This window comes from Klebsiella sp. WOUb02 (assembly GCF_050058015.1).
In the GTDB taxonomy this organism is placed as follows: Bacteria; Pseudomonadota; Gammaproteobacteria; order Enterobacterales; family Enterobacteriaceae; genus Klebsiella.
In genome coordinates this window covers 3,967,608-3,990,195 of record NZ_CP170110.1, presented here as the reverse complement: position 1 = coordinate 3,990,195, position 22,588 = coordinate 3,967,608, and the positions used below count along the sequence as shown (strand labels likewise).

General features: G+C 59.4%; 9 protein-coding genes, 1 tRNA gene, 1 other RNA gene and 6 pseudogenes. 1 reads left to right on the top strand and 16 read right to left on the bottom strand.

Annotated features, from left to right (window positions below; all coding sequences use genetic code 11):
- Positions 1–163: 163 nt before the first annotated feature.
- Positions 164–280: pseudogene (gene bcsG, locus ABOC21_RS26335) on the top strand (cellulose biosynthesis protein BcsG); the annotation flags it as partial.
- A 39-nt stretch (positions 281–319) separates the two neighbouring features.
- Here bcsG and ABOC21_RS26330 read toward each other — a convergent pair.
- The 16 genes and pseudogenes from ABOC21_RS26330 to ABOC21_RS26255 all read right to left on the bottom strand — a co-directional run bounded on the left by ABOC21_RS26330 (position 320) and on the right by ABOC21_RS26255 (position 22,413).
- A complete protein-coding gene (locus ABOC21_RS26330) occupies positions 320–1,339 on the bottom strand; it encodes a glycosyl hydrolase family 8 (protein WP_426813822.1) in 1,020 nt (339 codons plus the stop codon).
- Positions 1,340–1,350: 11 nt separating this feature from the next.
- Positions 1,351–1,827 (bottom strand): cellulose biosynthesis protein BcsD, encoded by a 477-nt coding sequence (gene bcsD / locus ABOC21_RS26325; protein ID WP_426815584.1) that lies wholly within the window; start codon positions 1,825–1,827, stop codon positions 1,351–1,353.
- Complete coding sequence (locus ABOC21_RS26320) at positions 1,827–5,879, bottom strand: cellulose synthase subunit BcsC-related outer membrane protein (RefSeq protein WP_426813821.1); 4,053 nt, start codon at positions 5,877–5,879, stop codon at positions 1,827–1,829. Before ABOC21_RS26320 ends, bcsD begins: the two co-directional genes overlap by 1 nt.
- Positions 5,876–8,273 (bottom strand): annotated as a pseudogene (gene bcsB / locus ABOC21_RS26315) (cellulose biosynthesis cyclic di-GMP-binding regulatory protein BcsB). Before bcsB ends, ABOC21_RS26320 begins: the two are co-directional and overlap by 4 nt.
- Positions 8,270–10,381: a UDP-forming cellulose synthase catalytic subunit gene (bcsA, locus tag ABOC21_RS26310; RefSeq protein ID WP_426813820.1), complete on the bottom strand. Its 2,112-nt coding sequence runs from the start codon at positions 10,379–10,381 to the stop codon at positions 8,270–8,272. The pseudogene bcsB and the gene bcsA overlap by 4 nt, the downstream one beginning before the upstream one ends.
- Positions 10,382–10,400: 19 nt before the next feature.
- A pseudogene (gene bcsQ, locus ABOC21_RS26305) lies at positions 10,401–11,193 on the bottom strand (cellulose biosynthesis protein BcsQ).
- A 1-nt stretch (position 11,194) separates the two neighbouring features.
- Positions 11,195–11,691: pseudogene (gene bcsO, locus ABOC21_RS26300) on the bottom strand (cellulose biosynthesis protein BcsO).
- Positions 11,692–12,175: 484 nt separating this feature from the next.
- Positions 12,176–13,189 carry a dipeptide ABC transporter ATP-binding subunit DppF gene (gene dppF, locus ABOC21_RS26295; RefSeq protein ID WP_426813819.1) on the bottom strand — a complete coding sequence of 338 codons (1,014 nt, stop codon included), beginning with the start codon at positions 13,187–13,189 and terminating at the stop codon, positions 12,176–12,178.
- Positions 13,186–14,169 carry a dipeptide ABC transporter ATP-binding protein gene (dppD, locus tag ABOC21_RS26290; RefSeq protein WP_095102794.1) on the bottom strand — a complete coding sequence of 328 codons (984 nt, stop codon included), beginning with the start codon at positions 14,167–14,169 and terminating at the stop codon, positions 13,186–13,188. The genes dppF and dppD overlap by 4 nt, the downstream gene beginning before the upstream one ends.
- A gap of 10 nt (positions 14,170–14,179) precedes the next feature.
- Positions 14,180–15,082 (bottom strand): dipeptide ABC transporter permease DppC, encoded by a 903-nt coding sequence (gene dppC / locus ABOC21_RS26285; protein WP_426813818.1) that lies wholly within the window; start codon positions 15,080–15,082, stop codon positions 14,180–14,182.
- A gap of 9 nt (positions 15,083–15,091) precedes the next feature.
- Positions 15,092–16,112: pseudogene (gene dppB, locus ABOC21_RS26280) on the bottom strand (dipeptide ABC transporter permease DppB).
- Positions 16,113–16,218: 106 nt separating this feature from the next.
- Positions 16,219–17,828: pseudogene (dppA, locus tag ABOC21_RS26275) on the bottom strand (dipeptide ABC transporter periplasmic-binding protein DppA).
- 1,128 nt (positions 17,829–18,956) lie between these two features.
- Positions 18,957–19,088: non-coding RNA, RtT sRNA (locus tag ABOC21_RS26270), on the bottom strand.
- 32 nt (positions 19,089–19,120) lie between these two features.
- A tRNA-Pro gene (locus ABOC21_RS26265) sits at positions 19,121–19,197 on the bottom strand.
- A 90-nt stretch (positions 19,198–19,287) separates the two neighbouring features.
- Positions 19,288–20,979: a kdo(2)-lipid A phosphoethanolamine 7''-transferase gene (gene eptB / locus ABOC21_RS26260; protein ID WP_426813817.1), complete on the bottom strand. Its 1,692-nt coding sequence runs from the start codon at positions 20,977–20,979 to the stop codon at positions 19,288–19,290.
- Positions 20,980–21,210: 231 nt separating this feature from the next.
- Positions 21,211–22,413, bottom strand: a complete 1,203-nt coding sequence (locus ABOC21_RS26255; protein ID WP_426813816.1) for an L-lactate MFS transporter — start codon at positions 22,411–22,413, stop codon at positions 21,211–21,213.
- Positions 22,414–22,588: the final 175 nt, after the last annotated feature.

Sequence of the window (22,588 nt, the reverse complement as noted above, 5' to 3'; positions counted from 1 at the left end):
GGGTGGAGTGACGGTTGATCGCGTAATTCAGCCTATTCTGCTACCAATCCGCGTAGGGAACCAGCGGCCGACCGGTATAGACGAAGCCCTGGCTGCTGCTGCCGCAGTCGACGCGCATCCCGCCCCTGGTTTTACCGGTATGGCTGCCGCAGTCCTTCAGCCCGCCAACCTGCCGCAGAGCGCCGCGGTCTCGGAGAACGCCAACGCCATCGTCATTCAGTATCAGGGCAAACCTTACGTCCAGCTGAACGGAGGAAGCTGGGTACCGTATCCGCAGTAAAAACGAAAAAGGCCGCAGGGTTTTACCCCCGCGGCCCGTTCAGCCGCCGGTCGTTGCCTGGCGACGGTCGTTATGCGCCAGCCAGGCCAGCATCTTCAGGCTGGCAGAATAATAATCATCCTGCGCGCTAAGCTGCGGATCCTCCTGCGCTTCACCGCTGGTCAGGTCGCGAACGGCCAGCAGACCGCCGGTCATAAACCACGGGGCGACGTCGTTGGTATTGACGTTGACCCACGCCGGAGTCTGCAGCCGCGGATAGCTCTGAAACCAGCTTTTCCACGGCGTCAGCAGGGCGCTATGCGGATCGGCCCAGTAGAGATACAGCGGGATGCGAATCGCGTCGTAGCTCATCCGCGGCGGCCACTCCTTTGCCGGCTCCATTCTGCCGTCCGCCCTCAGCGCCACCCAGTCGCTGGGCAGCTGCGCCTTACCCCACGCCATTTTACCCAGCAGCGCCTGGCCGTCGCTCTGCAGCGTACGCCACGCGGTCAGGTGGGTACGCGCGGCAAAAGCCTGCCATGCGGGGAAGATAAAGTAGGAGGGGTTGAGATTGACATGATCGTTGAGGTTGAAGCCCTTCGCGCCGGGCAGCATCACCTGATGACCGGCAAAAGTAATCACCGTTGATTTCAGCAGCGACGCGGTGATGGCATCGGAAGCGATGCCGTAGGACTTCTCCCCCCACTGCTGCTGCGCGCGCAGCAGCGCCCACGCGATCAGGGTATCGCCATCGGTCGCATCGTTTTTATCCGCAATCGGGTCCGGCGCGACGGGGTTGTAGCGCCAGTAAAAAAGCCCGTTGTCTTTATTACGCAGCGTGTTATCCGTCCACTGCCACAGCTTATCAAAGGCAGGGCGATCGTTTTTGGCGACCGCCAGCAGCATGGCGAACCCCTGCCCTTCGGTATGGGAAACGTTGCCGTTGCCGGTATCAACGATTCGCCCGTCGGCCATCATAAAGCGGGATTTGTAGCTTTCCCAGGCGGTATCTGCCCACGCGCGGGGAAGCACCATCATCGTCGTCGTAACCATGACTGCGACTAAAGCACGCAAGGACATAAGTGCACTCGTTATGGATGAAAGTAGAGAAACTGAACGTCAGACACAGAAAACAGCCGCTCACGCTGTAAAACAACGTGCGCACCGCCGCCCTGTCCCCTCAGCCAGCGGGAATAAAGCCCTTCGAGTATGGCACAGAATGCATTACACCAGCGCACGCGACGCGCTTCATCGCGGCTGACCGGCAGCGCCCGATGGCGGAGCCGCAGCCCGTCGTCGCCGACGTCGACGGTGACCACTCCCCACTGAAAGCGGCTCAGCAACTGATTGATATTGGCCTCCAGCTGGCCGACCGTCTCCGCATCCGGCAGAGGATAGTTGTCCGCCAGCGCCTCGCCCATCTGGCGCAGAAAGGGCTGGCTCTCCAGCTCGCCCGCGTTGTTGAGCATGCCATCCACCATAACGATCAGCAGATCGAACCATCCGGCAGGAGTTTGCTGCTGCTGAAACCAGGCCAGCGCCTCCGCGTTGTTATTTTCCGTCATGATCAGTTATCTCCTAACATATAGCGGATATAAAGACCGGCGGTGCTTTCGTTATAATCGCCGAAGGTGTCATAGCCCACCTGGCCGCCAAGCGTCATCTGTTTGTTTACCTTGTAATCCGCACCGGCACGCAGGGTGTAGCCGATGCCGCTTTTCGAGGTTGCCGAATAGTAAGCTTCCTTGGCGAACCCGTTGGTGACGGCGGTTTCCAGGGTCCGCTGCCACTCGGAGTTGGTCGGGAAGTAGGCGCTCTTATCCTGGCTATAGGATTGATAGCCCACCGAGCCGCCCAGCTTCATCGTCCAGTTATCGTATTTCTCCGTCAGATTGACCGGCAGCGAGACGCTCACGTAGTTTTGCGGGCTGAAATAGCCCCCCTGACCGTAGGTGAAGTAACTCAGGTTTTTCGAGTAATCCATATAGCTCATGCTCAGGCCGGTCTGCAGCTGACGATACTCGTCGTGGTAAGGCCGCAGATAGACCCCGGCGTTGGCGTTAACGCTGGTGTTGCTGGCGACGTTGTCGCCAATATAGCTATAGCCCCCGCCGCCGACGTAGAAGCCGGCGTCGCCGTCATCATAGCTCAGCTGCAGGGTGCCGCCGTTTTTCGTCACCTGGCCCCAGTTTTTCCCCGAGTAAGCGTCTTTCAGCCCGACGTAGGAGAGCAGGCTGTCGGTCAGCGAGCGGCGTTCGCCGGTGAAAATCAGCGACAGATAGTTCGTCAGCTTCGGCGACCACTTCACGCCCCCGACGACGGTATTCAGATCCTGCCCCAGCGGGGTGCTGCCGATGTCGACGCGGTAATCATCGCCGCTCAGCGCCAGCGCCAGCTCGACGCCGTTGGCCCTCTGCGCGTCCGTCGAGCCGCTGGCCTGGTCGACATTCGGTTTCAGACTGGAGGAGGCCAGATAGCTGGCAACCTGCCCGGAATCATAGGCTCCCAGCTTCGCCAGGTTCTCCATGCCGCTGCGGGTCGTGGCGTTAAAATCGGAGGCGTTCAGCGTCCCCAGCGAGCTCAGCGCCTCGGCGCCAGGATTGCTGGCAAAGTACGTTGTCCGCTCGGTATCCGTCATCGCCGCAATCGCCGCCTGCTCGCTGGTCACGGTACTAATCATATTGGAGACCGCGTTGGAGAGCGGGTTCGCGCCGTAGCGCCGCCACGCGTCGCCGGTGGCGCTACCGGCGTTCAGGGTGATCGGCGTGACCGTGAAATCAAAGCGCGAATCGCCAAACGGCGACGAGGACCAGGTCAGCGGCGTTTTTATTTCCGTCAGCTTGCTGGTGCCGGATTCGCCATCGCGTCCGCGCACTTCCATCCCGCCCTGCAGCCAGCTGCCGGTTTTCTCCTGCAGCGACTCCATCATGGTATCCACCTGGCGCAGCGTGCGGGTCTGCGCGGTCTCTACCGGCAGATCGGGGCGCTGGATCCCCGGCAGCGAGGTTCCGTCCCCCGTCGATACCTGCGCGACCTGCCACGGCATATACTGCCCGTAGGTCGAGGCCGTCCGCGTCGTCGTCGGGGTGCGGGAGACGCCGACGAAGGGGTTATCCGCCGCCAGCACGCCGCCAACGGTCGGCGTTTGCGCGCTGTTGCTGCTCTGCAGGCCCAGCAGCTTGCCGCGCGCGCTGCGCAGATAGGTCATCGCCTGCTGATGGTGTCCCTGGGCCTCTTCTACCCGCGCCAGCAGCAGCAGGCGGTCCGGTGAATTATCCTGACGCAGCCCGCCGGCGAGCTGCTGCGCGCGGTCGCTGTCGCCCGACGAGAGCGCAACGTCAATCGCCCCGCTGCGCGCCGCCTGATCCGGCGTATCGCGGGTCATCAGATAGTCGTAAACCACCCCGGCTTCTTTGTTCATTTTGCCGCTCTGGTAGAGACGCGCCATCGCAAACATCAGGTCGGTATTTTGCGGGTCGCTTTGCATCGCGCCCATCAGCTTGTCGTACGCCGCGGCGTAGTTCCCCTGCTCGCGCAGATGATCCGCTTCGTCAATCACATAGCCGTTGCGAATGCTCGCCAGCTGCGTCGGCGTACTGCTGGCCTGCAGCTGCGGGTTGCTCAGCAGATTCTGCGCTTCGCGGGTCAGGCCCGCCTGATTAAGCACCGTCACCTGATCTGCATAGTCGCCGGCATTGCCCGAGATCCCGCCGCTGATATTGTTGCGTACCAGCGAGACGGCGGTCGTGACATCGCCGCTCTGCGCCAGCAGCCGCGCCAGCTTGCCGACGTCCGCCGGCGATTTCGGCGGCGTGGCGGCCATCGCCCGCAGGGTGTTGGAGGCGGCAACCGTATTGCCCTGCGCCAGATAGTTTTGCGCCGTCACCAGCTGCAGGTTGTAGTTCACCCGCTGATGGAGATCGCGCATCTGGCCGGTCTGGCTGGCGGCGGGAATGCGCCCCAGCAGCGTTTGCGCCTGCTGCCAGCCGCCGTTTTCGCTGGCATACAGCGCCGCGGCGTACAGCGAGGCGCTGCTGGCGCCGGGACGCCAGGCCGCCGCCATCGTCGAGGCGGCTTCGCTCTCGTTGCCCGATTTTTGCAGCAGCCGGGCTAAATCAAGCCGCATCCAGGCATCATCCGGGTAGCGGGATACGCCCTGGCTCAGCAGCGCGATGGCGCCGCTCACGTTACCGCTGCTGGCCTGCTCCTGCGCCTGCCGGCGCAGCGAATCGCCCGGCATGCCGGTTACCACCCGCGGCTGCAGTTTTTGCTGTAGGCTCTCCGGCAGCGTGCGCAGCATCGCCTGCGCCTCCGCCGTTTTATTCTGCTCGCGCAGCACGTAATAGAGGCTCTCCCGCGCCGGGCCGTTTTGCGGCTGCTCGTCGAGCAGCGAACGCAGCGTCTGCTCGGCCTGCGGCAGATCCTTGTTGTGTCGCAGAACGTCGGCGCGGAACAGCTTCGCCGAGGTGCCTCGCGTCCCGCCCTGCTGGGCCAGCGGGGCGGAAAGCGCCAGCGCCTGGCTGATATTGCCCTGCTTATAGGCCTGCTGCGCCTGGGCCAGTTGGCCGTAGAACAGCTCATCGGCAGCCTGCTGGCGCCGGGCGGCGGAATCATCGCCGCCGAGATCCGCCGCCCGGGTCAAATACTGGGATGCCGCCTGGAAATCGCCTTTACGCTGGGCGATATAGCCCATGCCGGCCAGCGCATCCGCGTCCTGCGGGTTGGTTTGCAGCACCTGTTCAAACTGCTGCTTCGCGGCGGCGGTGTTGCCGCTGTTGAGGTTGGCATACCCCTCCCCGCGCGCCTGGCCGCTTAGCCGCTGGCGATAGTAGTTCTGCACCTCGGTATCCTGCGGGTGGCGCTGCATCCAGGTATCATAAAACTGCTGGTCGCCGGACTGCGGTCCCAGCCACAGCAGCGCCTGGCGCAGCCCGCTATCGGCATCTTTGCTGCCGCTGGCCATCGGCTCCAGCATCGCGATCCCTTCCCGCCGGGTATCTTCACGCCAGGTCAGCGCTTTGCCCAGCGCCACCCGCGGCGCGTTCTCCTGCGGATGCTGCGCCACGTACTGGCGCAGTTCGCTGAGCGCCTGCGGATAGAGCGATTTATCGCTGGCCATCGTCATGTAGTATTCGGCCGCCAGCCCCGCCGGCGGGACGTTGCCGTTAAACATGCTGCGCCAGGTGGCGAGCGCGGCGGGCACGTTGCCGCTGCGCGCCTGCTGCCTGGCGAGGCTCAGCTGCCCCTGCGGCACCTGGGTCATTTTTCTGGCATTGTCGAGCTCCTGCAGGCTGGCGCTGTCCGGCGAGGTTTTCGCCAGCCGCGCCCGCCACTGCGCCGCCGCCTGAAGATCGCCCCCCTGTTGCGCCCAGAGCGCCATCAGGTACAGCGCCTGGGTGTTGTTGGCATCAACCAGCAGCACCTTTTGCAGCGACTCCATCGCCAGCTCGTCGTGGGATTTTTCATGCCAGTAGTTGGCCTGGGCAAAAAGCGCCTGCAGCGCGGCATCGTTGCTCGCGGCAAGGGCATCGCCGAATGCGCCAAGCGTCAGCGCGCCTGACAGGCAGAAGGTTGATAGTCTGCGGGTTGCCCTGCTATTCATTTTGATCGCTCGTTTCATTGGCCATCCCCCGAACTCAAACGCTTGCGAGCGTGCCGTTTAAACATGGCGGTTAACGCCAGGCCAATTATCGATGTGGCGATCAGCCCGAGGATCGCCAGCAGGCCGGAGTGCTGGTTAGCGTACCAGATGGCCATCATGTACCAGGGCATCTGCCCGCTTGGGAACGGCGTGCTGACCTGGAAGCTGCGTACGCCGTTATCGCTGGTGATCACCGCCGTATCGCCCCGAATGCCGGCGTTGATCCGCGGCGAGTCGAGGTCGCTTTTCAGCCTCGCGAGCTGATCGTCATTGCTGGCCATCGCCACCACCACCGTACGCCGGGAATTCCACGGCGAGCGGTAGCTGATAAAGCCGCGCCAGGCGCTGCTGGAGGAGAAGTAGCGGTCGGCATCGACGCTTGCGGAGGTCCAGTCGCCGGTCAGCCAGCGCTGCACCTTCTCCCAGCTTCCCGCTTCGCGAACGCTGAGCTGGTTATCCACCGTACTGTAGGGAGAATCCGCCAACAGGCGCTGGTTAAAGGTTTTCTGGTCAAGGGCGCTGACCGCCAGCACGTCGCGCTCCCGCAGGTACTGCAGGCCCGCGCCGCCCTCAGGGATCCCCAGCACCACCCGGTTATTGGCCAGCGCCGTACCGGTCGCATTACCCGAACGCGCGGCCAGGTTTAACAGGGTCGCCACCTGCGTATCCGACGGCTGCTCCGGCAGCAGCAGCACGGTTTGCGAGTAGTCCGCCAGCCGCGAGAACGGGAACGAGGCGCCGACGAAGTAGGAGAGGTTCGGCAGCAGCGAGAAGTGCCGCGTATTGCTCAAATCAATCCATGAGTCGTCGGTAATGCGGCTCTTGATGTTGTTATTCAACAGCACCGAGCAGGGGGCATTGTCCTTCGGCACCACGTTGAAGTAGAGCGAGAGTCTGGTTATCCCCGTAGATCAGGTACGGCGCCAGCGGGATGGTAAAGCGTTCCTGGCGGGCATCGCCGCCCAGGTGACGCCAAAGCTTCTCCAGCGGCCCCTGTTTGTTCATCGGCAAATTGTGCAGGAAGGTGTTGTTCAGCGTGACGCTCAGCAGCGACTGATCTTCGTTGATCCAGCTTTCGGACGGGAAGCGGTAGCTAATCTGCAGGGGAATGGTCTCGCCATCCCACAGATAGAGATCCGGCGCCGCGCGGAAAGCAACGCGCAGCGGTTCGTGCCACACTCCGCTCACCGTCGGGCTTTGATCTTTACGCAGCAGCTCGCTGATTTTGACCGGCCGATCGGTGGGGATCCAGCGCGGGGCGTCGTACGGTTTGCCCAGCGGAATGGCCTGCGGATCCACCGTCATGCTCGCGGTCTGCGGCGCAATGTTGCCGCGGGTCAGCCGCCAGGCCGCCGCGCGCAGCGCCGCATCGTTCTGGCCGACGATCAGCAGCAGCTTGTAGCTCGGGTTGCCGGGGTTATCAACAACCTGCAGCAGCGGCCGGTCGGTTTGCGGCAGGGTCACACCGCCCACCTGATCGCCCGGGTGGCCGATGATAATGCCGTTGCGCTCCGGCAAACGATCGCGCAGGGCGTTAAAAGCAATCCCGCGATAGTCCGCCTGAATGCCCAGCCACGACGACACCAGCGCCGCCGCGCTGAAGATATCCGCCCCCGCTTTCTGCGGGTAGGCGATGGCGATATCCGCCGGAGTCATCTGCATGCTGTCGAAGAACGGCCGCGGGAAGTAGCTCAGGTCGTTGCTGATATTCAGCGGCTGGCTTTCCCAGCTAAAACGCGAGGCGGGCAGCACGGTGATGCCGGAGGTGTCGCGCGTATGGAGCTGACACTGCATGGCGTCGCCGTCGTTCACCTTAAAGCTTAAATTATTGCTCGAGACCATCAGCGCGGCCGGGATATCGAGCTGGAAGTGCGAGATATCGGCGCCGTCCGTACCCAGCGGCACCGTGCCCAGCGGCTGGCCGTTGAGCATTAGCTGCAGGGTGGCGTTGCGGGCCGCCATCTCCGGCGAAACCCGCACGTCCAGCATCAATTCGGCGTGGGTGACCACCTGATCGGAGGGCAGCGTAAAGCTCGCGCCGCCCTGCAGCTGGCCGCCGCTCAGCATAATGCCGTCCGGCATCCCCATTTGCGCCAGATTCAGACTGCCGCCGACGATCGGCGTTAGCGGCACGACGTCCGGAGCCGGATCGCTGACCGGCGGCATCGCGGGCAGAGCAGCCGGCGCCGCTGTCGATTCGGGTTCCGCCGCCGTCTGAGCAGGCGCGGCTCCCTCATCCGGCGCGCTATCGCTGGCCGCGTCCGGCAGCGGGAAGTTCAGCGGGGCCGAGCGATCGGCCGGCGCCTCTTCGCTATGCAGCGCGGGGGCGGAGAGCATCCCCGCCAGCAGCGCAAGGGTAGTTAATCGCTTCATAGCTGGCCATCCTCCTGCGCGGTCTGCGCAGCAGGGCGTTGCCGACGCCGGTCACGTCGCGTTTTCCACGTCAGCCAGAACAGCTCAAATACGCAGCGCAGAATGGTGGCGAAGGAGCGGAACGGCCTGTCCTGCGGACGCGGCGGATTAATCCACGCGTCGGCGCGGGCCAGCACCACGCGCACCAGCTCGCGGCGCAGGGAGAGCGGGATATTTTCATCAAACTTGAGGCGAATAAAGCGCGCATCGGCGGTGACCAGCTCGGCGGGGATACAGATCGCCCCGGACTGCAGAATCAGCTCAATCTCTTCGATTTTATCCTGCAGGTGGCGATCGTCAGGCACGGTGATACGGCAGCCGCCCATCGACAGGTCGGCGGTACGGCTACGGGAGACAATGCCGCTGGCGTAATGGATAAGCACCGGAATATCCACGTCAATACGGATCGTTTTACGCACCTGGCGGGTTTCCCGCGCCACCGCAATCGCCGCCAGCAGGAAGATCAGGCTGTAGATCCCCCAGCCGACGTTCAGCGCGATAACGTTCGGATCGGAGCCGAAATAGTCGTGGCCGATAGCGCGCACGAGACCGGCCACCACGCCGGCGCCCAGCAGGCAGGCCACCACCAGATGCGGCCTGACCACGGTAAAGTCGAAGTAGCCGACGTCCAGCAGGCCGCCTTTATCGGTGACGTTGAATTTGCCGCGTTTGGGGAAAATCATCGTCACCAGCGTCGGCAGCACCAGGTGGAATGCCAGAACGATATCGTAAATTTCGCCCCAGAAGCTGTAGCGATAGCGACCGTTCATCCTCGAGCCAACGTAGATGGCGAGGAACAGGTGCGGCAGAGCATACGAGACGATCAGGCTCGCCGACGAGTAAATAATATTGAGGTTAAACAGCAGGTAGGCCAGCGGCGCGGTAACGAAAACCACGCGCGGCAGCGCAAACTGGTAGTACAGCATGGCGCTGAGATAGCACAGACGCTGCTGGATGGTCAGCCCGCGGCCAAAGAGCGGGTTATCGAGGCGGAAGATTTGCGTCATCCCGCGCGCCCAGCGGGTTCGCTGAATGACGTGCACCACCAAACGCTCGGTGGCTAAGCCTGCCGCCAGCGGGATATCGAGGAACGCCGATTTCCAGCCCAGGCGCTGAAACTTGAGCGCGGTGTGCGCATCTTCGGTGACGGTTTCTACCGCAAAACCGCCAATCTGCTCCAGCGCTTTACGGCGAATAACGGCGCAGGAGCCGCAGAAGAAGGTCGCGTTCCAGTTATCGTTACCCTGCTGGATTGGGCCATAAAACAGCATCCCTTCGTTGGGAATGTTGCGCCCGACGGAGAGGTTGCGTTCAAACGGATCCGGCGAGTAGAAGTAGTGCGGCGTCTGCACCAGCGCCAGCATCGGGTCCTTGAGGAAGCCGCCCACCGTGGCCTGCAGGAAGACGCGGGTGGCGACGTGGTCGCAGTCAAACACGCAGATAAGCTCGCCCTGGGTCAGGGTCATCGCATGGTTCAGGTTGCCCGCTTTGGCATGCTTGTTGTCGTTACGGGTGATATACCCCACTCCAACATCGGCGGCAAACACCGCAAACTCGCTGCGCTTACCGTCGTCCAGCAGATAAATTTTCATCTTATCCGCTGGATAATCAATGCACTGGGCGGCCAGCACCGTATCGCGGACCACTTCGAGCGGTTCGTTATAGCTGGGGATATAAATATCGACCGTCGGCCAGGTGCTCATATCGTCCGGCAGCGGGACAATTTCGCGCTTCAGCGGCCAGATCGTCTGCAGGTAGTTGAGTATCAGCATCACCCAGATATAGACTTCCGCCAAAAAGAGCCCCATCCCCAGGATCGTCTCGATTCCGGAGTTAAAATGCAGGGTTTGCGTCAGGCGAAAATACATATAACGGGTCGACATCAGCAGCGAAGTCACGACCATAATGACGGAAATGCTGCGATTCTTGCTAAACCCCATTAAGAACAGAATGCCGATGCTCAGCAGACCAAAAATATACTGCTTTTGGCTGTCCATCGGCGTGATAACGACCAGCACGGCAACCGGCGACAGCAGCAGTACCAGCAACCAGAAAAGTGACTTTTTCATTCAGCAGCCCTGCAATAAGTTAAAGCCCTGACATGCGAGGCTGGCTGTGCACCGTGCCGTCGCCAATATTGATACCCAACAGCGCAGAGATTTTTTTTGCAATAATTTCAATATCAAAGGCGGCTGAAGAGGATGAATTAAAGTCGAGAATCGACTTTTGGGAAGCATTTGCCTCTACGACGCTTTCATCACGGTGGATAATGCCCAGCAGGCGGTCGCTCAGCTTATCCTCCATTAACGCAACCACGTCACGACTCACCTGACGGCGATTATCGCTCTGGTTTATCACGAAAAAGTGTCCGAGCTTGTGATTGAGTTCACCGCCGGTTAAGCGCTGCTTTTCCACATGGGATAGCGTTGACATCGAGGCGGTATCCGCCAGCAGCGGCACCAGGTGCAGGTCCGCCAGCGGCGTTAACGCCGCCAGCGCCGGAGAGGGGCCAGGAGGAAGGTCAGCGATAATAACCAGGCCCGGGTAGTTGAGCAGCGCCGACAGCCCGCGCGTCAGGAAATGCGGATCGCTGGCGAGCCGTACGTCAAACGCCTGATGCTGCTCTTCGGTCACGTCGCCATAGGGCAGCACGAAGATATTACTGCCCGCGCTTAGCACGCACTGGCTCCAGTCGTGCAGCTCGAGCGCCTTCGCCACGTACCCGCGCTCATCGCCTAGCGGGACGCCAAAATGCAGGCGTAACGCGTTCTGGACGTCAAAATCGAGTGCCAGAACTTTGCTACCCGCGCGCGCCAGCGACCAGGCCAGGTTTGCTGCGAGGGTGGTCTTTCCCACGCCGCCTTTTGGGGAACACACGCAGATCAGCGGCATGTCGCAATCCTTTCTAAAAGAGATTTAAGCGGCTGATCTTTATCTTTAGCCGCAGGTGCAGCGACTTTCGTCGCAAACAGATGCGCATAGCCTTCCGCGGCCGGCTGCGGTGCCGGCAGCGGACGAGGCGCAGCGCTCATTGCCGGCGCGGGCGTGGTTACCGGCGCAGGCGCGGCGCAGCGGCAGCCGGCACGACGGCAGCGGGGGCCGGCTGCGGCGTCAGGATCGGCGAAGAGGGCTCGGGAGCGGCCTGCGCTGGCGCAGCCTCAACCCACAGAAACGTATCCGCGGGGACCTGCTGCGGCAGGGGTAGCGACACCGACCCTCCCATTGCCAGCGAGGACTCTTTTTCCCCGGGAGCGAGCTGATTGAGGATAACCCAATCGCCCTGTTCCCGGGCGGCTGATTGTGATGAAAGGTCCTTGAAATGAAGACTTTGTGTCCGAGTCTTTTCCTTGAAGCGCTGCAAATCATCATAATGGTTCATAGACAACCCCATGATTCTAAATTCATTATATTTTAGCTGCTTTTATTGAGACCCTATACCTCCAGAGCATAGAGTATTTTATTGTTTTTCATAAAGTTAAGTTGATCAGGACGATCGGCTATGCGACAGATTGTATCCGGGTATAGGTCAGAGCGGCTTTAATTCACTGATAATTATGCGTTTACCCTATCAGTTCTTATGCGAAATGATAGCTCCATTTTCCAGGAGGTATCTTAATGCGCCTCTCAGATTCACCTTATTACTAAAAATAACCAGATTTTTATTCCAACCATTTATATCGGATAAGCATAACAGGCGTTCAATATAATCAATTTAATATAGTTTAACCCTTTTACAACTTTGTACATATAGGTCGACTGGCTGATGCATTTAAAAAGAGGGCGCATTGTTCGGCGGTGGAAAAGGGCAGCAGGCAAGTACGCTGCTGCCGAAAGGCGTTCGCCCTTCAGCAGCAGCGGGATCGTCAGGCGGAGTGTTTATCCTGGTTTTCGTCCTGGTCAACGGCAAAGCAGGCCACCAGCTGACCGCCATACTCCTTCAGCTGCGGCTGCAGCTGGGTGCAGGGTCCGAAGCGGCGGCTGCAGCGGGCGTTAAACGCGCAGCCCGGCGGCGGATTCAGCGGGCTTGGCAGCTCGCCGGTCAGCTTAATGCGCTGGCGGCGATCGTCCGGATTCAGACGCGGGGTAGCCGACAACAGCGCCTGGGTGTACGGGTGCTGCGGGTTGCCGAAAATCTGCTCTTTCGAGCCTTTCTCTACGCAGCGCCCGAGGTACATCACCATCACTTCATCGGCGATGTGCTCAACAACCGACAGGTCGTGGGAGATAAACACGTAGGAGAGCCCCATCTCCTGCTGCAGGTCCATCATCAGGTTCAGCACCTGCGCGCGCACCGATACGTCCAGCGCAGAGACCGGTTCATCGGCAATCACCACGTCCGGGTCCAGCATCAAACCACGGGCGATAGCAATACGCTGACGCTGGCCGCCGGAGAACATATGCGGATAGCGATCGTAGTGCTCGGTTTTCAACCCCACCTTCGCCATCATCGCCAGCGCTTTCTCACGACGCTCCTCTTTGCTCAGCGAGGTGTTGATCTGCAGCGGCTCTTCCAGAATCTGCCCCACCTTTTTACGCGGGTTCAGCGAGCCGTACGGGTTCTGGAACACAATCTGGATTTTCTGCCGACGCAGGCTCTGCGCATGCGGATCGTGCTTCAGCAGATCCTGTCCCTGGTAGTACAGCTCGCCGCCGGTGGGGATTTCAATCATCGTCAGCAGGCGGCCTAGGGTTGATTTCCCGCAGCCGGACTCCCCGACCACCGCCAGCGTTTTGCCGCGTTCGAGGGTAAAGGAGACGCCGTCCAGCGCCTTGACCAGCCTTTCAGGGGAAAATAGCCCCTTCTTCACCGGATAGTATTTTTTCAGATCGATGGCCTGCAACAGCAACTGTTGCGCGGTGGCCTGTTCGGTGCTCATAGGGTTGGCCTCCCGGCATCATCGAGTGGGAAGTGGCATTTGGACTGACGTCCGTGGTCCACGACGTTCAGTTCTGGCTCTTCGCTGCGGCAGCGGTCCGTGGCATACGGGCAGCGCGGATTGAGCAGGCAGCCGTTCGGGCGGTCATATTTACCGGGAACCACGCCCGGCAGCGACGCCAGCCGCGCCTTATCCTGGGCAAACTCCGGCAGCGCGCGCAGCAGCGCCTGGGTATACGGGTGGCGCGGCGCGCGGAAGATATCCTTCGCGTCGCCGGCTTCCACCACCTGGCCGGCGTACATCACAATAATTTTGTGCGCCGCTTCGGCCACCAGCGCCAGATCGTGAGTAATCAGGACCAGCGCCATATTCTCTTTCTGCTGCAGATCCAGCAGCAGCTCGATGATCTGCGCCTGGATGGTGACATCCAGCGCGGTGGTTGGCTCATCGGCGATCAGCAGCTTCGGCCGACAGGCAATCGCCATCGCAATCATCACGCGCTGGCTCATCCCGCCGGAGAGCTGGTGCGGATAGACGTCGAGGCGCGATGCCGGGTCGGGAATGCCCACCAGCGTCAGCAGGTCAATCGCCCGCTGAACGCGGGTTTTTTTATTGCCGCCCTGGTGCACCTTGATGGCTTCCATAATCTGGTAGCCCACGGTATAGCACGGGTTGAGGCTGGTCATCGGGTCCTGGAAGATCATCGCCACTTCGGCGCCCACCAGTTGGCGGCGCTCTTTTTCCGAAATACGCTTCAGATCGCGACCGTTAAACTCCAGCTTGTCCGCCATCACGCGGCCGGGGTAATCAATCAGCCCCATAATCGCCAGCGAGCTCACCGATTTACCGGAACCGGATTCACCGACAATGCCCACCACTTCGCCCTGATTCACGCTGTAGCTCACGCGATCTACGGCGCGGAACGGCGTCCCTTCGTCGCCGAAGTGCACCGATAATTTATCAACATTTAATAACGCCATCTCGAACCTCTTACTGCTTCAGTTTGGGATCGAGCGCGTCACGCAGACCGTCGCCCATCAGGTTAAATGCCAGCACCGTCAGCAGGATCGCGACACCCGGGAAGGTGACGACCCACCAGGCGCTCTGCGCGAACTGCAGCACATCGGAGAGCATGGTGCCCCACTCCGGTGTCGGCGGCTGCGCACCCATGCCAAGGAAGCCAAGAGCGGCCATATCGAGAATGGCGTTAGAGAAGCCCAGCGAGGCCTGAACAATCAGCGGCGCAAGGCAGTTAGGCAGAATATTGACGAACATCTGACGCAGCGCTCCCGCCCCCGCCACGCGCGAAGCGGTGACGTAGTCGCGGTTGACCTCAACCATCACCGCCGCGCGGGTCAGGCGCACGTAGTGCGGCAGGGCGACAAAGGTGAGCGCCAGCGAGGCGTTAACGATCGACGGGCCGAAGATGGCCACCAGCACCAGCGCCAGCAGCAGGCTAGGCAGCGCCAGCATGATGTCGACGATGCGCATGATGATAGAGTCCGCAACCCCGCCGAAATAGCCCGCCACCAGGCCAAGCACGACGCCGAGGATCAGCGACAGTACCACCACCAGGCAGCCGACCAGCAGCGACAGGCGCGCGCCGTACATCAGGCGCGACAGGATATCGCGGCCCACGTCATCGGTCCCCAGCAGGTGCGCGAAGCTCCCGCCTTCCTGCCAGGCAGGCGGCGCCAGCAGCACGTCGCGGAACTGATCCGCCGGGTTATACGGCGCGATGAAGTTGGCAAATACGGCGATGATAATCATGATCGCCACGTACACCAGACCGACGACCGCGCCCTTATTGCGTTTGAAATAGTGCCAGAACTCCTGCAGCGGGGTCATTGGCACCGGTGCGGCGACAACTTTATTTTCAGTAACTTGTGACATGATGGCCCCTTACTTCCTATGCCGAATACGCGGGTTCACCACGCCGTAGAGCAGATCGACCAGCAGGTTGACGAGGATAATCATCGTCGCGACCAGCAGAACGCCGCCCTGCACTACCGGATAATCGCGGCGCTGCAGCGCGTCGATAAGCCAGCGCCCTAAGCCAGGCCAGGAGAAGATGGTTTCAGTCAGAATGGCGCCCGCCAGCAGCGTGCCCACCTGCAGGCCGATGACCGTGACGACCGGCAGCATCGCGTTACGCAGCGCGTGGACCACAATGACGCGCATTCGGGTTAGCCCTTTGGCGCGCGCGGTGCGGATATAGTCCTCGCCCAGCACTTCCAGCATCGACGAACGGGTCATACGCACAATCACCGCCAGCGGAATGGTGCCCAGCACCACGGCGGGCAGGATCATATGCATCAAGGCATCGATAAAGTCGCCCGGCTCGCCCCAGATAGCGGTGTCGATCAGCATAAAGCCGGTCAGCGGCAGGGTATCGTCAAGGAATACGGTATCGCTAATGCGCCCGGAGACCGGCGTCAGGTTAAGCTGCACCGAGACCAGCATAATCAGCATCATGCCCCACCAGAAGATAGGCATGGAGTAGCCGGTCAGCGCGAGGCCTACGGAGGTGTGATCGAAGATAGAACCGCGTTTTACCGCCGCCAGTACGCCAACCGGAATACCGACGACGACGGCGAAAATCATCGCGCAGACGCCCAGCTCCATCGTGGCCTTAAAGCGCGGCACAAACTCTTCCCATACCGGAATACGGCTTTTCAGCGAGATGCCTAAATCACCGTGCAGCACGCCCCAGATATAGTGGGCATACTGTTGCCACATCGGCTTATCGAGGCCCATTTCGGCCAGCAGACTGAGCGTGACGTTCAGGGGAAATACCACGTTCGCCCGCCATAATCATCACCGGGTCACCGGGGATCATATGCACGAAGGCAAAGGTGAGAAGGGTAATACCGATAAATGTTGGGATGACAAGTCCCAAACGTCGGAGGATGAACTGCAACATAACCCGGATTCTCTATAGTGACGCTCTGCCTGGTGACAGGACGTCTGCATTGCTCACAAATGTCAATTCCCTCTCCCGGTGAAGGGAGAGGGGGACCACACTGTTTTTATTCGATTGAGACGTTTTCGAAGTGGTGTTTACCTAACGGATCGACCACGTAGCCTTTAACTTCTTTACGCACCGGCTCAAATACGGTGGAGTGGGCAATAATCAGCGCCGGAGCCTGATCGTGCATCACCACCTGGGCCTGTTTGTAGAGTTCAACACGCTTGTTATGGTCGTCGGTTGCGCGAGCCGGCTGAATCAGATCTTCAAACGGCTTGTAGCACCAGCGGGAGTAGTTGGAGCCGTCTTTCGCCGCCGCGCAGACTGAACAGCGTCGCGAAGAAGTTATCCGGATCCCCGTTATCACCGGTCCAGCCCATCATCACGGTCTGATGCTCGCCCGCTTTCGCGCGCTTGAGGTATTCACCCCACTCGTAGGTCACGATCTTGGCCTGGACGCCAACTTTAGCCCAGTCGGCCTGAATCATCTCGGCCATACGGCGCGCGTTCGGGTTGTACGGACGCTGTACCGGCATTGCCCACAGATCGATAGAGAAACCTTTTTCCATGCCGGCTTCTTTCAGCAGCGCTTTCGCTTTTTCCGGATCGTAGCTGTAGTCTTTAACGTCGTCGTTATAGCCCCACATGGTCGGCGGAATCAGGTTTTTCGCCGACTGGCCTGCGCCCTGGTAAACGGCTTTAATGATCGCTTCTTTGTTGACCGCATAGGTCAGCGCCTGGCGAACTTTCACATTATCCAGCGGTTTCTTCTCGGTGTTGAACGAGAGGTAGCCGACGTTCAGGCCCGGCTGCTCCAGCAGGGTAATGCTTTTATCTTCTTTCATGCGCGCAATGTCTGCCGGGTTCGGATACGGCATGATCTGGCACTCATTTTTCTGCAGCTTCGCGTAGCGCACGGAGGCATCAGGCGTGATAGAGAAGACCAGGCGGTCGATCTTCGGTTTGGTGCCCCAGTAGCCCGGGAACGCTTTGTAGAGGATGCGCGAATCTTTCTGGTACTGCAGCAGCTGGAACGGGCCGGTACCGATCGGGTTCAGGTCCACTTTTTCCGGCGAGCCGGCTTTCAGCATGTTGTCAGCATACTCTTTTGACAGAATGGAGGCGAAGTCCATCGCCAGGTCGGCGAGGAACGGCGATTCAGGACGGGTCAGCACGAACTGGACGGTATTATCGTCCACTTTCTTCACTTCGCTAATCAGGTCCGGCAGGCCCATGCCTTCGAAGTATTCGTAGCTGCCGCCAGACACTTTGTGGTACGGGTTTTGCGCGTTTTTCTGACGATCGAACGAGAACACCACGTCGTCGGCATTGAAGTCACGGGTCGGTTTAAAGTCTTTATTGTCCTGCCACTTCACGCCCTTACGCAGGTGGAAGGTATAGGTTTTACCGTCCTCGCTCACGTCCCATTTTTCAGCCAGGCCAGGAATAACTTCCGTGGTCCCGGTTTTGAATTCAACCAGGCGGTTATAGATTGGCACCGAGTCTGGCGTCATAGGTGGTACCAGAGGTGAATAGCTGTGGGTTAAAGCCTTCCGGCGAACCTTCAGAACAGTAAACCAGGGTCTTAGCTTGTACGCTTGCGGCAACGGTCAGAGCGACCAGGCTCAGGCCAAGCTTCAGCATCCCTGACTTTTTCAAGGAAATACTCATTATTCTGCTCCAGATGTGATGTTGTTTGCATATTTCCGCCAGACCTTTATTTATTTTTTACCCGGTCTGGTCGGTTGTGCCCGAGGGCGCTGAGAGAGATGGGGATTCCTTTCACAAAAACGACTGAGTTGCAGTGCGGATTCTCCATGAAATGCCCCTCATGCCCTACAATCTGTCAACAGAATGGGAAAACGTCAATACAGCCAACCTGGTTTTACATCCGGGGTGAGAAACCACAGGCAAAGATTAAAAAAACTCCGCGAGGCTATTTTCAGCATAGAAATTTATGCTAGCGCCATTGAGCCAGCATAAATGCCTTAATACCTTCCAACATGTAGTGATAAGCAATTCTGGCAAATGGCCAAAATTTATTACCATGTGACCAATATGTGAGCGATTAATAGCGCGAACGTTAAAGCGCACAGCGAAAAATGCTGCCGTTATCCATAAGCTTCGCGAAAAAAGATCGGTTCATATATAAAAAAATACAATGGAAGATGTCACAAAACGATAAACAGGCGGGTAGAAACGGGGATCAGCGCCTTTTTGACGAGTCGGATAGAGTCACGCACCCGCTACGTCCGCTCAACGCGCATAGTACCGCCCCTCCCTTGCTCCGCGATACAGAACCTTCTGTGAAGAAAAGGCGTGCAGCAGGGCCCTGGCTCCCCGCTGAAATCGGCGAACCGAAGGCCGGAAGACAAGGGCTGGCCGCCAGGGATGGCGGCAAGAGGCGAATCGAGACAGGATCTTCATCTCATTCCCTTACTTCATACCATCGCTTCATACCCGCCCCCATCCCCGCGATGCTGAGCGTTCAGTGAAGAAAAGGCGTGCAGCGAGGCCCTGGCTCCCCGCTGAAATCGGCGAACCGAAGGCCGGAAGACAAGGGCTGGCCGCCAGGGATGGCGGCAAGAGGCGAATCGAGACAGGAGCGAGCCCGGAACGGGCGAGCAGGTCGAGTTGAGCCGACCGCAGGCTGCAGGCCGGGAGGTGAGCGCAGTGCGCAGCACCGATTTCCGTGCGAGACCGCGGGGATTGTTAAGGGGAAGACGGTTATCTTCCCCTTAACCCGGTCACCTGGCGCCGGGGCTGCATGGTCTGCCAGACGTATGGTGAACGGAACGCCGCTTAACTGGCAAACATTACGCGCAGAGGATAGCTCGCCCTACGGGCCGTTGCTAAAGCAACGTTCTCTCGCTGCGCTCGAGTCGAACCTCTGCCCCCGGAGGTTCTCATCCTCACCGGCCACAGACGCAAAAAAGCCCGCTCTAAGAGCGGGCTTTTAAATTTGGTCGGTGATAGAGGATTCGAACCTCCGACCCCTTCGTCCCGAACGAAGTGCGCTACCAGGCTGCGCCAATCACCGAATGCGGGCGCATCTTACTGCTGAGACCCACACCCGTCAATGCCTTATTACGAAAAAATCACTCAAGCGGCGAGAAACTCACCACTCTCGTTATTCCTGCGCGGATTTACTCGCTCCGGGCACGCGGCACCAGTTGTTATTCTCGTTAATCCCGCCATCCGGCGAGGTATAGCCGAGACAGCCCATAATAGTATCGTACAGCTCAACGTGACGACGCGGGACCTTCATCGCCGCCTGCTGCTTGAGTCGGGCAAACGAGGCCGCGTGGTCAGGCGCTTCCAGATACTTATCCGACATCCACACCATCATCGGCACGCGGAACTGCTCCGGCGGCGCCATCTTGCGCGGCGTCCCGTGCAGGTGCTCGCGCTCGTTGATCGACTCACCGTGATCGGAGGCATAGAAGACTATCGCTTTCTTATCCCGCAGCTGATCCAGCACGCTAACGATAAAGTGGTCGACATAGGTCACGCTGTTATCGTAGGAGTTAATCAGCTCGGCTTTCGAACATTTGCTGTCCACGCCGACGCACTCCGGCTTCCACTGGGCGAAACTGCGCGGATAGCGCTGGGTATAGTTAAAGTGCGACCCCTTGGTATGCAGAATAATCAGGTGCTTGCCGCGGGTGTTCTTCAGCATCGAACGCTTCACCTCATCGATAAGCAGCATGTCATCGACGCTCTTACCGCGGTTACGCGGCTCGGCGCCAATCTGCTCGCGATAGGCAATAGTGTTTGACATCGTATTGCTGTAGAACCACATCTCGCTCTGCATGGCGTAGAGATCGCCGGTAAAGCCCAGCTGATGCAGGACGGCAAAGACGTTTTGCTCTTTCAGCGTACGCTGGGGGTTATCTTCCGCCCCGCCCTCGCGAACGAACATGCAGCGCAGAGAGAGCTTGGTCGCGGTATCGCAGGAGTAGCCGCGGAAGGCCACGAGGTTTTTCTCCTCGGCCAGCTTCGGCGTGGTGTTGCGGTTATATCCCAGAATCCCCATGTGATCCCAACGGGTCGTCTCGCCGATGATAAACACCACGTAAGTGTCATCCAGCCCCTGCGGCGCAACGTAGGTGAATTTCTTCGCCGGATTAATCAGGGAGCCGTTATCGGAAGATTCATCCACCTGCGCCCAGGCGTACAGCCCCAGCGCGGAGAGCCAGTTCGAGGGCAGATAGGAGTTAGCGATCACCCCGCCGTAGCTCGGCATATCCACTTCGGAACTCCGCTCAACGTTCTTCTGGCGAACCTCAAGCAGGCGAATCGGCCCCCAGACCATCAGCCCCGCCAGCAGGACAATAGCAATATTCTTCACCCGCTGACCCGGGGTGAGGATCTGCCGCAGCAGGGTATGGCGGCAGCGGTTATTCCAGATAAGCAGCAGCGGCGGCGCGCTAACCAGCACCAGCCAAAGAATCAAATGCCAGCCGATCACTTCCTGGGAAAGATCGATATCGGTGGTCATCACCGAGGCAATAATACCGTAGCCAATGACCACGTTGAGGAAGGTCATGTAGTAGCTGGCGGCCGCGGAGAACAGCACGACCAGGGTGGCTAATATTCGCCATAACCGCCGTCCCGTCAGCGACAGAAGACGCAGCAGGAAGAAGGTCACCAGCACGGTCGCAACCAGTTCCACAAAGCCGGAAACGCCTTTCCAGAAGGTAAATTCCTGAGCATAACCGTCGAAGCGACGGATAAAAACGGCAACGTTCATAAACCAGCCGATGTACAGCGCCAGCCATATACTGAGCGTCTGCTGCGTCATCGTTCTAATATATTTCATGCAAGAAAACCTGGAAAAAGATGAGATAAAACCCCCCTCACTTACGCGATATAAGCAAGCAGGTTAATAGAGTGCGTGAAGGTTAGTTATGAGAAACCTCTACAAAGCGCGGTAAGTAGACCACAGAGGAAGGGAAAAGTATCAGGAGGGAATGTGATCCAACCAAATATTTACAAAATATCTGGTCGGATTGGCATTATTCGCTTAGTGAATTGATGGTCCGTCGCGCCGTCAGGCGTGCGCAGCGCTGTAAACTTCGCTTTTCGGCTGGCGAATGGTCGTGGAGAGCGCCAGAGAAAGAATCAGCAGCGCGAAGATCACGCAGAAGGTGACGTAGAATCCGCCGAACAGCGACGCAATCAGCGACCCGCAGATGCTGCCGATACCGAAGCCCAGATAAATCACCCCATAGTTTTTCGCCAGATTATTCAGGCCAAAGAACTCGCTGACCAGGGACGGGAACACGGTAATTGTGCCGCCGAAGTTAAAGGCCACGCAGGCAATCGCGGCAAAGAAGGTCGTGGCGTTCAGCGGGGCGAACAGCAGCGCCGCCATACCGACCAGCGAAACAACCTGACCAATCGTAATCACGCGGATGCGGGAAATTTTATCCGACAGGATCCCCAGCACCAGGCGTCCGCTCAGGTTGGCGATAGAAATAATGGTGACCGCATTCGCCGCCGTCGCCACGTCCAGGTGCACCATCCCTTGCGCGATATCCTTCGCCACGCCGATAACGTACAGGCCGCTCATGCAGGCGGTCAGGAACATCACCGCCAGCATCCAGTACTGCGGTTTGCGCATCGATTGCGCCAGCGTGAAGTCGTTCTCCACCACCCCATTGCCGGTGCTGGCGGCGTGGTTCGGCGCATCTTTCATCAGCGTTGCGCCAAAGATAATCATCACCAGCACAATCGCGCCCCAGATAATGAAGGTCTTCTCCAGCCCGACGGTAGCCAGCAGATGGCCATCGATAAATTTAAACCCGAGGCTGCCGAGACCGTAGGAGCCGATGGAGAAGGCGGAAATCAGCCCTTTACGTTCGGGGAACCACTTCACGCAGTTGGACAGCGTCAGCAAATAGCCGGCGCCGTCGGCCAGACCGACCAGCAGGCCGGCGCTCAGCCACAGCATCATCAGGCTGTTGGCGTGGGCGGTGAGGAAAAAGCCGAGTCCAAGCAGCACGCCGGACGCCATCGTCACGCATTTTACGCCAAAGCGTTCCTGCAGTTTACCGGCGACGGAGGAGGAGAGCGCCAGGCCGAGGCTCAGCAGGCCAAAGGAGAACGCCACCTGGCTTACCGGCTCATCCAGCTTTGCGGAAAGAGAACTATTGAACAAACTCCATGTATAAACCGATCCCAGCGCAAATTGCGTCACGATCGTGCCGAATAGCGTGAGCCAGCGGGTATAGTGAGTATTGGTAGCGTTCATAGCAGATGTCCTGAAGTATTAACTGCCGCCACAATAGCGAAGTCCCCTCAAGCGCAGGGGAGAAAAGGCATGAAATGCCGTCAGCAGGGAATGAAATGCATGAATGCCGGAATGAATGACATTGAGAAACGAGCGCGCGTTTGATAACAGGAGATAAGTTAGCACCTACTATCTC